Annotated in this window: 13 protein-coding genes; 10 read left to right on the top strand and 3 right to left on the bottom strand. The window is 68.9% G+C overall.

The features are described from left to right. The first annotated feature begins 327 nt into the window (after window positions 1–327). Together ABT095_RS25600 and ABT095_RS25605 are read left to right on the top strand one after the other, a co-directional pair. Entirely contained in the window at window positions 328–981 is a 654-nt protein-coding gene (locus ABT095_RS25600; RefSeq protein WP_350531832.1) for a hypothetical protein, read from the top strand. 17 nt (window positions 982–998) lie between these two features. Beyond that, window positions 999–1,598 carry a signal peptidase I gene (locus tag ABT095_RS25605; RefSeq protein WP_350531833.1) on the top strand — a complete coding sequence of 200 codons (600 nt, stop codon included), beginning with the start codon at window positions 999–1,001 and terminating at the stop codon, window positions 1,596–1,598. A gap of 64 nt (window positions 1,599–1,662) precedes the next feature. Here ABT095_RS25605 and ABT095_RS25610 read toward each other — a convergent pair whose 3' ends face one another. The 3 genes from ABT095_RS25610 to ABT095_RS25620 form a co-directional block, all read right to left on the bottom strand. Further along, complete coding sequence (locus ABT095_RS25610) at window positions 1,663–2,319, bottom strand: response regulator (protein ID WP_350531851.1); 657 nt, start codon at window positions 2,317–2,319, stop codon at window positions 1,663–1,665. Window positions 2,320–2,443: 124 nt separating this feature from the next. Then, on the bottom strand, window positions 2,444–3,610 hold the full coding sequence (locus ABT095_RS25615) for a sensor histidine kinase (protein WP_350531834.1): 1,167 nt from the start codon (window positions 3,608–3,610) through the stop codon (window positions 2,444–2,446). A gap of 109 nt (window positions 3,611–3,719) precedes the next feature. Further along, complete coding sequence (locus tag ABT095_RS25620) at window positions 3,720–4,976, bottom strand: peptidoglycan-binding protein (RefSeq protein WP_350531835.1); 1,257 nt, start codon at window positions 4,974–4,976, stop codon at window positions 3,720–3,722. A 234-nt stretch (window positions 4,977–5,210) separates the two neighbouring features. Between ABT095_RS25620 and ABT095_RS25625 the strand changes: the two genes are divergently transcribed. The 8 genes from ABT095_RS25625 to ABT095_RS25660 all read left to right on the top strand — a co-directional run bounded on the left by ABT095_RS25625 (window position 5,211) and on the right by ABT095_RS25660 (window position 14,582). Continuing rightward, window positions 5,211–5,651, top strand: coding sequence for an SsgA family sporulation/cell division regulator (locus ABT095_RS25625; protein ID WP_350531836.1), 441 nt, complete (start codon window positions 5,211–5,213; stop codon window positions 5,649–5,651). Then, entirely contained in the window at window positions 5,648–6,232 is a 585-nt protein-coding gene (locus tag ABT095_RS25630) for a hypothetical protein (RefSeq protein ID WP_350531837.1), read from the top strand. The genes ABT095_RS25625 and ABT095_RS25630 overlap by 4 nt, the downstream gene beginning before the upstream one ends. A 198-nt stretch (window positions 6,233–6,430) precedes the next feature. After that, window positions 6,431–6,811, top strand: coding sequence for a LysR family transcriptional regulator (locus ABT095_RS25635; protein WP_350531838.1), 381 nt, complete (start codon window positions 6,431–6,433; stop codon window positions 6,809–6,811). A gap of 237 nt (window positions 6,812–7,048) precedes the next feature. After that, complete coding sequence (locus ABT095_RS25640; RefSeq protein ID WP_350531839.1) at window positions 7,049–7,390, top strand: hypothetical protein; 342 nt, start codon at window positions 7,049–7,051, stop codon at window positions 7,388–7,390. A gap of 100 nt (window positions 7,391–7,490) precedes the next feature. Further along, entirely contained in the window at window positions 7,491–8,780 is a 1,290-nt protein-coding gene (locus ABT095_RS25645; protein WP_350531840.1) for a dTDP-4-dehydrorhamnose 3,5-epimerase family protein, read from the top strand. An 84-nt stretch (window positions 8,781–8,864) separates the two neighbouring features. Further along, window positions 8,865–10,184, top strand: coding sequence for an MFS transporter (locus tag ABT095_RS25650; RefSeq protein ID WP_350531841.1), 1,320 nt, complete (start codon window positions 8,865–8,867; stop codon window positions 10,182–10,184). Between the two features lie 762 nt (window positions 10,185–10,946). Then, window positions 10,947–13,193 (top strand): hypothetical protein, encoded by a 2,247-nt coding sequence (locus ABT095_RS25655; protein WP_350531842.1) that lies wholly within the window; start codon window positions 10,947–10,949, stop codon window positions 13,191–13,193. Window positions 13,194–13,238: 45 nt separating this feature from the next. Next, a complete protein-coding gene (locus tag ABT095_RS25660) occupies window positions 13,239–14,582 on the top strand; it encodes a hypothetical protein (RefSeq protein WP_350531843.1) in 1,344 nt (447 codons plus the stop codon). Window positions 14,583–14,626 lie beyond the last annotated feature (44 nt).

Here is a 14,626-nt window from a genome sequence, read left to right on the forward strand (position 1 = left end):
GCTCGTGTCGGAGCCGGTCACGGCGCTGTGGCCCGTGACGGCGGAAAGGGCGTCGTCATCTTCCGTGGTGTTGGTGGGAGAACGCGCCGGAAGGCCTCAGACATCGTCTCGGAGGCAGGCAGGTCGCGGCCGGGGAGATTTCGGTGAGCGGTGAATGCGTCAGGCAGAACCAGTAGGCCAGACGGCGCGGAACGGGAATTGGGCGGAGCGGTGGAATGGTTACCTTCGCCGCCCGGGCGTCAACTATCGATTCAGTCGAATGGGGTGCAATGAAGGGGTGCCAGACCAATACCGGCCGGCATCGTTTCTCACCCGGAGGACAATTTCATGAGCATGCACAGGCGGCGATCGGAATTCGCGAAGCGTTGGACGAAGCTGGCGGCCGTGCCGGCGGGAGCGCTGGCCGCGGGGGCGATGGTGCTCGGCGCCACCCATGCCAGCGTCACGGCCTCGAACTGGAACCCAGGCAACACCATCGAGACCGGTAAGTGGACTCGGTCCAAGGTGACCAGCGACAGGGGCACGAGCGCCCTCGTCAACGTCAAGGGTCTGATGCCCGGCAGGGAGGACTGGGCCGAGATGAAGTACGACTTCGCACCCGGCGACAAGGACGGCGGCGAGGCGAGCTGGGGACAGATCGTCCTGAAGGGGATCACTGCCAAGGACTCGCTGGGCAACCAGGTCACGGTCCCCTCGGATTCCGAGCTCGCCAAGCACCTCCAGCTGGAGTTCGTCGTCGACAAGCCCGGCGATACCGAGGTCGAGGTGATGAAGACCCTCGGCGACTGGTACGACGACAGCAAGAGTGACGGCGGCCGCTCGGTGATCGACCGCTTCAAACTCGACCGAGAGGATCGCGACAGCAAGGAAAACGGTCGGGTGCTCCAGATCGCTTGGTACCTGGACCCGACCGTCCCGGACACTGCTCAGCTGTCCAGCATCTCCTTCGACGTCGGCGCCGAGATCGACGTGGAGAGCTGACTCGAATCCCCGTGGGAATGAACAGTGAGCTTAAACCGGGGGAGGAACGGGAGAGCGCTCCCGGCCCGGTCGCCGAGGAGGGTGACAGCGGGCAGGAGCCGGGCGTCGTCGCGGGCGAGAGCTGGTGGTCGGTGCTGCGGGTGTCCGTCTGCCGCACGCTCGCCGTGACGGTGACGACGCTGATGCTCATGCCGGTGGCTGCGCTGGTCTGGGGCTGGAGTCCGTCCGTCGTCGTCTCCGGTTCGATGAAGCCGGCGCTGAGCCGGGGCGATGTGGTCGTCGTCCGTCCCGTGCAGATGCCGGAGGTCGGCGCAGGCGCCGTGATTTCGTTCCTGGACCCGGCGCACGGTGGCCGGCTGACCACCCACCGGGCCGTGGAGCGACTTGAGAACGGCGGCGCCTACCGCACCAAGGGTGATGCCAACCGGGACCCGGACTCCGAGTTCGTCAGGTCCGGGCAGCTCAAGGGCGTCGTCTCGGCGGTGGTGCCGTGGGCCGGGACGGCATGGCTCTGGCTGCAGGAAGGGGCCTGGGCCCGGCTGGCAGTCGGCGCCGCGCTGTACGTCCTGCTGCTGCGGGGTTGTCTGAAGCGCCCTCTCCTGGACGTGACGGGCTGACTGCCGCCCGAGCCACCGGCCGCGCAGAGCGAACTGCGCGGCCGGTGGCGTCCCTGCAGCAGGGCTACTCGTCCTCGAGGAGGCCGGCCTGGTGGGCCAGGATCGCGGCCTGGGTGCGATTGTCGACCTTCAGCGACGTGAGCAGGCGTGAGACGTACGCCTTGACGGTGCCCTCCGTCAGGTACATCCGCTGGGCGATCTGCGGGTTGGACAGCCCGCTGCCCACGAGGCACAGAATCTCCCGCTGCTGGTTGCTGAGCGACTCCAGGCGGCGGCGCTGGTCGGGAGAGATCCGGGCCGTCCGGCTGCTGTGGAGCACGGACGCGTCCACCAGGTGGGCCATCGACGCCGAGGCCAGGACACGGCCGCCCGCCGCGACGACCCGTACCGCTCCGAGCACCTGCTCGGGCGGCGCGTCTTTCAGGAGGTAGCCGGCCGCGCCGGCCTTGAGGGCCTCGGTGACGCCCTCCTCGGTGTCGAAGGTGGTGAGCACCAGGACGGCCGGGGGGTTCGGCAGGGCGAGCAGCTGCTTGGTCGCGGCGATCCCGTCCATACCGGGCATCCGCAGGTCGGTCAGTACGAGGTCCGGCGCGACCTCCCGGGCCTGGACAAGTGCACTCGACCCGTCGCTCGCCTCGCCGACGACCGTGATGTCCTCAGCGGCGTCCAGCAGCATGCGCAGCCCGAAGCGCACGAGCGGCTCGTCGTCCGTCACCAGCACGCGGATCAAGTTGACTCCTCAGGAAAGTCGGGTGTGGTCCCGGAGCAGCGATCCCGGGGGATCTTCGAGGTTCGCACCTCGGTCGTTCACGAAAGTGAATGCGGTTGCTGCCGGAAGACAGGACTCACGGCGCCGGCGTGATGTTGTTCAGCGGGACGGCCATCAGGATCTGCCAGCCGCCCTCGGCGGTCGGCTCGGCGCAGAACTCCCCGCCGAGCAGGAACACCCGTTCCCGCAGACCGATCATGCCGAATCCGTCCCCGGCCACCTCGACCCGGCGCCCGGGGAGGGGCGAGGCGGCGTTGCGTACCCGTACTTCGAGCATTCCCCCGGTGATGGCGACGCGCACGTCCGTCCTGGCCGCGGGGGCGTGCTTCACCACATTGGTGAGCGCCTCCTGGACGGTGCGGTAGGCGGTCAGGGCGATCTCGGGCGGCACCGGGTCGGCCACGTCGGTGGCGAGGGTGACCTGCAGGCCCGAGGAGCGGGCACCGGCCACCAGCTCCTCCAGGTCCGCGAGGGAGTGCCCGGAGATCACCGAGCCTTCCCGCTCCCGCAGGGCGCCGAGCACCTGGCGCAGGTCCCGCATGCCGGCGCGGGCGGTGTCGCCGATCGCCCGGGCCAGCTTCCGGCTTTCGGGCTTCGCGCCGGGCGCGTACTCGATGGCTCCCGCGTGCATCGCGATGATCGCGATGCGGTGCCCCAGGACGTCGTGCATCTCGCGGGCCAGGCGCACCCGCTCCTCCGCCCTGGTCTGGGCGATCCGGTGCTCGCGCTCCTCGCGCAGGGCGACGATGCTCCGCTCGTACGCCCGCGCGCCGAGGCCGAAGACGACCGGCAGCAGGACGGCGAAGGTGGAGTTGATGAGGTCCTCCGCCAGTGTGGTGCCGAGGTGGCCGGGCAGCAGGGCCTCCAGGGGGAGGAACACCACGCAGCTCGTCGCAATGACCGCCGAGCGGTGGCGCTCCTGGTACCGGGCGAGGCCGTAGAGGGCGAAGAAGGCCGGCATTCGGGCGCCGTCGAGGACCAGGCCGAGCAGGGTCGCGGCGGCCAGGGCCAGCGGGGCCTGCCGTCGCCAGAGGAAACCGGCGGTCACGGCGACCGCGACCACGGCGGCGGAGAGCACGCCGTGCAGCAGCCCGGCGGCCGGCTTGAAGGCGCTGTGCACCGATCCGACGGCGACCAGCCCCAGGATCAGGAGATCGGCGCGGGTCCACCTGGTCCGACCGGCCGGCTTCATGAGTGCGGTGTAGCAGCGCTCGAAGGCGTCCGGCGCGGGGGAGAGGGTCACAAGGGTCCTTGAACAGAATGAGGGCGATTCGGGTGAATCAGACAATTTTAGGCGGGTCGGAGGCCGATCCAGGGACGGCCTCCGACCCGGGCGTTCCACGGGAGAGTGCTCAGCCGAACAGAAGGCGCCAGGTGTGGGGGCCCGGGTAGCCGTCCGCGTCGCTGCCGTTCCAGCCCTGGGAGCGCTGGAACGCCTCCACCGCGCGGCGGTCGGCTTCGCCCCACGAAGGACCAGGGCCCTCGGTGTAGGACTGACCGAAGCCCTTCTTCACCAACTGGTGCCCGAGCTGCGTCACGTGGTCGTTGTGCTTGCCCGGGCCGAAGTACTGGGTTCCGGGGAAGCCCGGGGCGGGGGAGCCGGGGGCGGGGGAGCCGGGGGCGGTGCCGCCGCCGATGTTGTTGCCCCGGCCCTCGACCAGCAGTCGCCAGGTGGCTGCCCCGGGGATGCCGTCGGCGTCCGACCCCGACCAGCCCTGGGCTTCCTGGAAAGCCCGCGTGGCGTTGCGGTCGGCCGCTCCCCAGCGCGGGCCGGGGCCCTCCTGGTAGAACCGCCCCGCGCCGCGGTTGACCAGCATCGTGCCGAGCCGGGTCACGTGCGCGTTGTCGGCCCCGGGACCGAAGTTACCTGCGCCTGGGAAGGCGTCCCCGCTCGTGCCGCCGCCGTCCTGCAGGTGGTTGTAGCGGTAGGGGACGTACGACGAAGCGTGTGAGGTGTACGCGTACGGAATCGTCCGCTTGACGGCGCCGAGGCCGCCGGCCTGCTCCATCACCGTGTACCGGGTGTGCTGCGAGTTGGCCCACTCCACGAACAGCACGACGTGCGAACCACGCTGGGGAGAAGCGGAGTTGTGGAACAGGAGCATGTCGCCCGGTTTCAGTTCGGCCTTGCTGATCCGCGTCCCGTACTGGTCCAGATCACCGGTCCAGTGATTACCGGAGAGGCCCCAGGCCATCGAGACGAAGCCGGAGCAGTCGGTCCGGTAGCCGTCCCGGTACTTGCTCATGCTGTACGGCACCCGGGCGTCGACCCACTTCTGGGCTCGGGCAAGGATCTGGGCGCGCGTCAGGCGCTGCGCGGCCTTGGCCGCGCCGACGGCCGAGTCCGGCGCGCCCTGCGGGGACAGGGTGCGGTCGCCGCTTTCCGTCATGGCCGCACCGGTCGTCTCGGCCGCCTGGGCCGCGGACGCGTGCACAAAGCCCGGGCCGACGAGGGCCGCCACGGCCACCGCCCCCGCCGTCACGAGCCGGGCGGCGCCGGAACGGGCGAAAGCCGCTGATTCGCCCCGTTGCTCCTCGTCGGCCGCGACGCAGCCGACGCAGCAGCAATCGAAGGGCGTGGGCAGGTCGCGGAACTCGAGCAGTGGCATGGTGAAGCAGTCCTCGCATCTAGACCGACAAGGTTTTTCGATCTTGACTGTGAGGGGTGCAACCATGGTCGAGACAGGTCGAGTTCAAGATGAACGAAGAATGCGACGAAAGTTCACTTCTGCTCCGGCGAAAGTGAACGGTTTGCCCGATGGCGCGATTCAGGGCCGGGAGTGCGGCTAGTCTTCTCGCAGTCAAATTGATCCTGCCAGGAAACGTCAGTCGGGAAATCGAACGTGAACCCCACCGTAACCAGCCAATTCTTCATGCAATTGGAGAGTGGAATCGAATCCGAGCCGGTCCTCGTCCGTGCACGCTACAGCGCCGAACGGCCCTTCGAAATGAGCATGGACTTCCGCCTGATCGACGGCAGCGGAGCCACCTGGACTTTCGCCCGGGACCTGCTCGTGAACGGCGCCGCCTGCCCGGGGGAGGGGGACCTGGAAGTGTGGAGACAGCAGTTCGGCCCGGATCAACGGGTGTTCATCAACCTCTCCTCCCCAGGGGGAGATTGCCTGCTCTCGGCACGCGCTGTGGACATCGACAAGTGGTGCCACGAGATGACCGAGCTCGTACCGATCGGCTCCGAGCACGAATTCTTCGACATCGACCGCGAACTTAAAGCACTGCTGCGGCGAGCCTGGAACCCCCGCCGCACGAACAGGAGATCAGGATGAATGCCGGCCCCGTGGCTGTCGAGGGCCTCATCGGCATCGACAAGAACGCCGACAGCACCGTCATGTACGACGCCATCGGCCGATGGGCGGCCCAAGGCACCATCAGTCAGGCGATCGGCGACGAAGCCGCCCGGCTGATGGCGGTGAGCGACGTGGTCGGCCGCTACAACACCTTGCGCCCCCGACTGGTGGAAGAGCAGGCCGCACGCGAGGAACGCGACAGTCTCCGCCAGCTGATCGAGACCCGCTGGGAAGCGATGAGCTCCGCGGTCAACTGGCTGGCGGCCCACCACGCCTACATCGTCGCCGTTGCCGACGCCCGCCGCGCCGTGGACACCTGGGAACGCTGTGCAACGGCCGCTGCGGAGATCGACTTCACCATCCGCTCCGCCGCCGAACAAGGTGCCTACAAGCAGATCCTGGCGGCCGGCCACCCGCCGATCGAGCCGCTCGACTGCGACGTGCGCGCCGCCGCCGCTCAACTGCGGGCAAATCTCGACCAGGCCCACGCCCACCGCCGACGCGTCACCGCCGAGACGCTCGCGGTAGCCGTGCAGTCCGCGGCGACTCGGCCAGCGTGAGGAGGCCCGTGAGGCGGGAGGTTCCGACAGGTGACTCCAGCGCTACCGCCGATTCATTTTCGTGAGAGCCCCGACAGGCCCTTCGCTCTCACCGCCCGCCCTCTGAAGGTCACTCGGACACACCCAGGACCCGAGAGCCAGCCCATTGCCGAGGGCCGACGCGGCAGGGACACTCCCCGAGGTTTGGAGACAGCACAGGTGGACATTCGTCAGCTCACGACATTCCAGAAGGCCGCCACTCTCCTCAGCTTCAGCCGCGCCGCCGCCGAGCTCAACTACTCGCAATCCAGCGTGACCAGCCAGATCAAGAGCTTGGAGACAACGCTGGGCGTGGCCCTGTTCGAACGGCTGGCCGGAAGAAGCGTCCTGCTCACCCCCGCGGGGCAGCGTTTACTGCCGTACGCCGAGCAACTTCTCGCGCTCGCCGACGAAGCCCGTAGAGCAGCGACCAGTGCGCCGGAGCCGCAGTCGGGTGGTACTCCACCCCGGCCGCTCGGCGGAGATCGTCGACGGGCTGCGCCAGGGCGGCCTCCGCCCGGCTCTCTTCCTCGACAGCGAGACACCGCAGCCGGGCCTTGAGAAATGTGGCCCTCGGACCCGAGCCCTCGTTGTCGCCGTTGCCTCACGCGCCCGCCCAGTTCGACCGGCGCCCGCCTCCTGATTCGAACAGACCAGACCCATCGAAATGTCTGAATTCCTGATTCGGGAAAGATGGCAAGGAAATCATTGACCGCGTTGATGCTGTCGGTGAAGATGAAATCACCGACGACAAAGCCCCGAGGAAGCAAAAAGGGGCAGAAAGGTGAGGAGTTCACCGTGAACAAGATTTCCACCGCCACCCCGGCCCACCAGATTCTGCACAGCCTGTACGCCAACGGCGCCCAGCTCGACGCCGACTGGGACGGGATCGACGACGACACCCTGGCCAAGCTCCGCGAGGCGGCACTGTCCGGCGACGAGGCACTGCAGACGCTCCTGACGAACCTGGCCTTCACCAAGTTCGAGGGCGCCGAACAGGCCGCCCGCCTCTCCGCCTCGCTCGCCGGCATCAAGCAGGCAGCCGTGGCGGAGATCTTCGAGGAGCTGCCCACCACCTCGATCGAGGACCTGCGCGCTGCCGCCGAGGCCGCCGGCTACGAGGTCGAGATCCTCGCCTGACCCTCACGGGACGGTGCGGCCCGGTCTCGGAACGAGCTTCCGAGACCGGGCCGCACCATCGCCTGATCCACCCCACCCCAGCGACAGAGAAAGGGAAGCCGTGAGAGAGCCGTTCACTATCGAAGGACTCGGTTGGCGCGAGAACTGGCGGATCGAGAACGGGAAGGATTCCTACGTCGTCCCTTTCCCGACACTGCGCCCCGCCACCCTGGTGTTCCACGGCGAATCGGAATTCAGCTACGGCCACTACGGAATCCACCTGGGACAGGCCGATGTCCTGACCTTTCTGGGCCCGAGTACCGGATCGGTCACCGGCTGGTTCATCGACTGCCGCGAAGGCTCGCCCACGGCCGGTGTGCGCGAGGAGCACACCTGGACCCCCGGTTCGGCCCGTGCCCTGTACATCCCGCCGGGGGTGGCCCACACCTTCGCCGGCCTGGAGCATGTCAACACGATCAACTCGTACGAGCTGTTCCTGCCCGACCCCGCGGACTGGGTCCACGGCACCCTCGACTGGCAGCCGGACGCGGACATCCTCAACATCCCGCTCGACATCGCCGACGAGGACGTGCCCCGCTACCGGCCCAACTCCCATCAGGCCGGCGAACTCTGGTACGACATGGTCGCCGCCCAGCAGCGCGCCATGATCCCGAAGGTGGAGTACGAATACCCCGTCACTCGGGACGTCAGGCTCGCCGACGGCACCGTCCGGCGGGTCGAACTTCGCCGTCCGCTGCCCAAGGAGAACAAAAAGAGCTGGGAGTCGATCGACGCCGTCTTCGGACTCGGCTGGGTGCGCCACCCCGTGATCCGGAGCGGGCTCGAGTCCGGCTTCTCCGCCATCCTCGACCGCCACCCGCTCTACTTCATCGACCACGGCGAGTCGGGCTACACCCACGACGCCTACGGCATCCACCTCGGCCAGGAGGACCGGCTCACCTTCGCCGGCCCCCGCGACCAGGAGGTGACCCTGCATCTCATCGACACCCGCGTGGAATCGCCGACCCACGGTGCCGACGTCACGTACACCTTCTACCCGGACCCGGAGCGGTACCTCCTCATCCCACCGGGCGTCGGGCACGCATTCGAGCACCTGGAGAACGTGTACACCATCAACCGGCCGCGCACACTGCTCCCCGATGACGGAGGTGAGTACCAGCCGGGCAACGACGTCATCGACTGGCAGGTCGCCCAGCGGCCGATTCCCGCGCTTCGAGCCAACACGATGCCAGCAGGTCGCGAGTACTACGAGGCCCGGGTCGCGGACCAGAAGGCACTGCGGGCGCTGCCCGTCACGCACTCCACCCCGTCCGTGATGATGATCAAGGACAAGGACGGCAAGGAGATCAGGGTGGCACTGCGAAAGCGGATCGCTGCGGCGAACTCCTGACTGGCTGTCACCAGCGGGGCGGTCGGATAGCGGCCGCCACGCTCCTGCCGAACCTTCCTACCCACCTGTGGAGTTGGCAATCCGATGTCCTTGTCCCGATCCCTGTCGAGGTCGCTGGCCCCGCTGCGCACCAGGAACTACCGGCTGCTCCTGCTCGGGTACCTCATCAGCATGCTCGGCGACGGCGTCTGGCTCGTCGCGCTGCCCTGGGTTGCCATGGAAATGGGTGGCGGCAGCTCGGAGCTCGCCATGGTGGTGGGCGCCGAGTCCGTGGGACTGATCTCCTGTGTCCTGGTCGGCGGGGCGCTGGCCGACCGCTTCCCGCGCAAACGGGTCATCGGCTGGTCGTTCGCGGCGAGCTTCGTCGCCCTGGCCGCGCTCGGCCTCCTCCACCTTGGCGGACGGCTTCAGGTGTGGCACCTCGTGGGGGCCGCCTTCGTGCTCGGCGCGGCCGCCGCGATCAGCGGGCCCGCCGCCGATGCCTTCACCCCCGATCTCGTCTCCGAGGACGACCTGCACGCCGCGAACGCCCTTGAGTCCACCGTCCGGTCGCTGGCGATGCGGATGGTCGGCCCGGCGCTGGGGGGCGTGCTGATCGCCCTGCTCGACGCCTTCAGCGTCATCGCGCTCAATGCCGTGACCTTCGGGGTGGCCGCAGTGTGCGTGGCGCTGATCGGGCCGAGAGCGGCCGGCTGTACCGTGCCCGAGACCGGCGTGGCGGAGCCGGCCGAGCCCGTCCCCTACCGCCAGGCGCTCCGCTACCTCTTCGGGGAGCGTTGGCTGTGGATCCTGATCGTGTGGTCGGGAGCGGTGCTGCTGCTCCAGTCCGGCCCTCGGCAAGTGCTCCTCCCATTCCTCATCAGCGACCGGCTCGGCGGCGACGCCCGCGACTACGGCCTGCTCATCGGCGTGACGGGCGTCGCCGCCGTGATCGCATCGGTCCTCCTGGGGGCGCGCAAACCCCCTAGGGACTACGCGCGTTGGATGCTGCTCGCCTGGACGGCGGGCGCAGCACCGCTCGCTCTGATGGTCTTCGCGCCGTCGTTCTGGGTGCTGCTGCCGATGGGCGTGGCGTACGGCTTCTTCTCGACCGTGGGCAATGTGTTCTGGGCGACGCTGGTCCAGACGTCCGTGCCGAGCGCGGTGCGGGGCCGGATCATCAGCATCGACTGGCTGGGCTCCCTCGCACTCGTCCCGCTGTCGGCCGTGCTGGCGGGTGTCGGTACGGGCCGGGAGTTCGTGGTGTGCCTCTTCGTGCTGGGTGGAACGCTGCCGGTCCTCATGACCCTGCTGACGCTGCGCTGGGTGGATCTGAGTGCTCTGCGGCCGCCGGGGGAGGTGGCGGACGCAGGGGCGCCGGTGGGCGCAGGCACACAACCCACCTCAGTGGTGTCCGGCTCCTGACCTCGCTGCCCGTTCCTTCTTCGGGTCGGCGGAGCCCAACGTGAGTCCGTGCGTGCACTGCTCGACACCGTCGCCGGGCTTCCCCCAGGGGTTCCCGGCCCAGGCGCGGACATCAAGGACCCGACTGGTAGTGCGGGCTCCCGTGATCACGGAATTCCATCTGTCCGGTGTTCCCGGAGTGAAGCCGGCGATGGGTTTCTCTCGGAGACCGGTGGCCGTGCGACGACTGATCCCGTGGCTGCCAGGGTGCTGATGCGTCCTCTCTCGCCCCCACCCTCGACCTAGGAGCGCTTCGCCCTGCGGCATGTCGTCCGCTCGGCGCCCGTCCTGACCCTAAGGAACCCTCGTTGACTCCGTTGCTTGCCCTTCTCGGTTGCCACTTCGCGGGTGTTGCTGTCCTGCTGCTCGTGCTGACGCATCGGGGTCGTCAGCGTGCCGACGCGACTGCCGGGGAGGTGATCGAACAACACGGTCGCACCGGAGAGGGTGAGCTGGCCTGGGGGCCTGCTCGCGGAAGACCACGCCGGTGACCGCGCTGCGCGCCCCCGTATCTGGTACACCGCGATCATGAGAACCGGTGGGGATCCAGCCCGACCGACGCACGGCCGAGTCGGCGGTCCTGATCCTGGACGCGGGCAACGGCCCGGGCATCGCCGACCTGCTTACCACAGGCGTGTCCTCCCTCCATCACCTCATCTGTGCGGGACCACGTTGTCGGTGGCCCGGTCTAGGCTCGCAAGCCGAGACCGATAGGGGAGTTACGTGCTCGACATCTCGCTGACCGCCGACGTCCCGCTCGGCCCCTTCCAAGGCACACCCGTCACCGTCCACTCGGCCAAGGGCAAGAACGCCAAGCTGCACGCCACGGCGACCTGCACCCACCTGCGCACGCGCGACGTCGTGACGGCCGAATCGCCGTTGAACGCCGAGACGATCGCCCGGATGTGCTCCCGCTGCGCGGAGTGGGGGCGGTGGGCACCGCCGGAGACCAGCCTCGGCATCTTCCTGCAGGCACTGCGCGGCCTCGGCCTCGTCTACCAGCTGCAGTGCTACACCGAGCCGGGCCCCGATGAGAGCTGGGACGAGGCTGAAGTGCGGCAGTCCGCCGCCCTGCTCCACAGCGATCCTGCCGAGCCGGCTGCCGGCGTCGGGGACGAGAACGGGGACGAGAACGGGGACGAGGAGTCGGACGACGAGGACTGGGAGGCGCGCGACGAAGCGGAGCGCCTGCGGGACAGCGTGCTGTCGGCCTGGCGCGGGGCAGCCCGGAGCCTCCACCAAGCCCAGGCCACCGTCGTCATGTTCTCCTGGCTGGCACCGTGGGCGCAGCCACAACTCACCGCCAAGCAGCAGTACCTGGAGAGCCTGCGGGCCCAGGCAACACTGTTCGTAGACCCCGAAGTGCTCCTGGCAGCCGCTGCGGCGGCCGCTATGAGGCAGCCCGAACTCCCCGTCTCGGATACCGTGTTCAGCGCCATCGGCACCACCGAGGAGGTCACCACACGACTGAGGGCGCTCTGGCGCCGGTGGCACGCCGAGGCCCAGGGCGGCTGGGGCCGCCCCGGCCAACGCACCTACGGCCCCACCCACGGCATCCGCCCCAACCGCAAGGGCTACGCCCAGGCCCGCGCCGCTGCCGACGCACTGGTCGCCTCCTGGGAAAGCCGGATCCAGGAGGCCGCCGCCGCATCGGAGCCCACAGCGTTGCGGTGGGTGACCGCACAGCTGCCGGAGGTCAAGGACGATGCCTCGTACCGGTCCGACCAGGGGTTCCTCGCTGTCCTCGACGACTGGACGATCGGCGTCCTGGTCACGTACCTCACCGACGCCGACTGGGCGACCCGCACCCTCACGTTGCGCGTACCTCAACTCATCGCAGACCGGCTTCTGGCCGACTCCGCCCTCCTGGACTGCGAGTCCCACGACGAACAACCGACCCTTACCGGGCCCGCGCCTGCGCCGAGCCCGATCCGCCCCGGAGTCTTCGACGACACCCCGGTGCGCGGGCGCCAGCCACTGACCGCGGACCATCTCCGTCTGCTGCGCTCGATGCGGGCGGGCGCGGACGAGCTGTACCTCGTCTTCTCGACGGCGGGAGGCGCCGAGGTCCTCCCGGTGCCGGTACTGGAGAGGCGACTGGCCGGCGGTTGGCAATGCTTTCTCCTGGCCGGTTCCTCAGACCTCCCCGCGGATGTGATCGAGCCGTGGGTCCGCGAAGTCGGTCCCAGACCCGAGGACAGGGAGGGCCTGTGGCCGGAGCGCGTGCGGGAGCCGCACGACCCGCTCTTCGCCGAGGACCTCGCTCTGGCGCAGGGTGCCACACGTGCCGCCTGGCTCGTGTTCGACGAGGCGCAGGCCGAACCCAACCTGCGCCTGCTCGCGATGGCCCGCGGCGTCCAGGACCTGCGAACCCTCGACGGAGGGTACGACCACGACGGACGTTCCCGCGGTCTCCCACGTGCGGTGTGGCAAGGGCTGCTGGCCCACGCCCGGGACTTCGACCTGGAGCCGTTCGAGGCCCCGAAGGCCACGGGGTGGCGCAACGGGGGGAGCGGCATCCCGCTCGGCGTCCTCGCCGACGTCCAGATCTACACGACGAACGCCAACCCGAGGATCCAGGGGAAGGGCCACTCGCCGTTCTGCCCCCACACCCGTGAGCGCGGCGTTGTCGATGCTGACGACCTGTTGACCGTCTCCGACCTGCTCGACAACGACGAGTACGACTGGTGCAGCAAGTGCTGGGGGTACGCGGTGCGCCGGCTGACGGACACCCAGCTGTCCTACTACCGAGCCGCCCATCGCCTCCACGACATCAGCCAGCAGCTCGACCGAGAACAGGGCGACCACGACGACCTCGACCGGGCGACGCTCGGCCACCAGCTCCGCGAGCTGGCCGACTGGGCACCGCCAGGCGAGGACCACTGGCACACGAGCGGTGCGCATCGCTGGCGGCGCATTGTCCGTGAGCTCCAGGCGAAGGCCGAAGCAGCCCGCAACAGCACCCCATGACGGGCACCCCGCCAGGCACAAACCGCAGCATCGAACAGGGAACCGATGACGACAACGCCCACTGACATCCTGTCGCCGCAAGCCGCCGGTCCACAACTGCTCGCCCGGCTCACCGCACCGCTGCGGCGAGCCGGCTGGACCGAGACCGAGTCCTGGCACGAGGAAGACGACGAGGACGAGGAGCCTGGTACCCAGCCCGTATCACTGGAGTTCTCCCGCTCGAACTTCCACATCGGCGTCAGCTGGAACCCCACCACCGCACAGCTCACCGTCGACAACCCGACCGAATACTGGGACTGGGCCGACAGCCTGCCCCCGCTGTGCCCGCTCGACCAACCCCTCACCGTCGACCTGAGCACACACGCGACCCAGGCCTCGAAGGCCGAGGCCGCACGCCGAGCCTTCGCCGAAGCCGGACTGCTCGACGCCACCCGCATCCACCTGCCCGAGGAAGCCAAGTCGCTGCGCCACGACCTGGTCCTGCTTCTTTGGGCAGACACCATCCACGACGCGATCAGCCGCCATCGGCGCGATGGTGACGGGCGAGAGGCACTTGCGGCACTGGGCGAGGAGTTCGACTGGCGGCTTGGCGCCGGACTGCGCGCCTACCCGCTGATCGTCCCGGACCCCGTTCCGGCGGCCGCGGCCCGGGGCATCGCCGAATGGTGCTGGCGCCGCGAGAGCGATGTCGAGGAGTGGCACTTCAAGATCGACGACATCACGATGGCTCGCGCGAACATCGCTGCCACCCGCGCCGTCCTTCCGCACGTTCACCGCCAGGGCGTTGACTGGCCGGCAGTGCGACTCGCCCTCACAACACCGGCCCGCCGACTTGCCGACGGCCAGGCTCTCGCTGACATCTTCGAAGAGGGCTGGGCGCCGATCCTCACCTCGATCCACGGCCAGATCGACCTCTGGCAGCAGGCCGACGAGACGCTCGGCCCCGAAGCCGTCCTGCGCATGCTGACCCTGCACGGCTCCCGCACCGAGTCGGTCGGTGAATGGTGGGGATCAGGCTGGTACGAGACGGCGGTCCGCAGCGCTGTCGCCCGCGCGGAGAGGGACGACAGCCTGCCCGCCGCAGCGCCCGCTGCCTTCCCCGACACCGACCAATTTGCCGACACCGCTGCCGACTACCCGGACCTCCTGGACGACGACACGTTCGCCTGGATCACCGAGGCGATCTTCAAGGAAGAATCCCTCCGGCGCGACGCTCGGCTGCCGGTCCCCGCAGCAGCAACCCTCCCGGACTGGGCAACGCACGATCTCATCTCCCTCCTCGAAACGGACGATGTAGAGCAAGACGGTGATGCCACCCGGACCGACACCCCGGAATTCCCGGGTCTGTACGGTGACCGGTGTATCTCCCGATCAAGGAAGAGCACCTGATGAGCGACGTGATCGCCTCGGTTGAGGCGGTTGAAGAGGTCCGG

This window comes from Kitasatospora sp. NPDC002227, from assembly GCF_040296285.1.
Lineage (GTDB): Bacteria > Actinomycetota > Actinomycetes > Streptomycetales > Streptomycetaceae > Kitasatospora.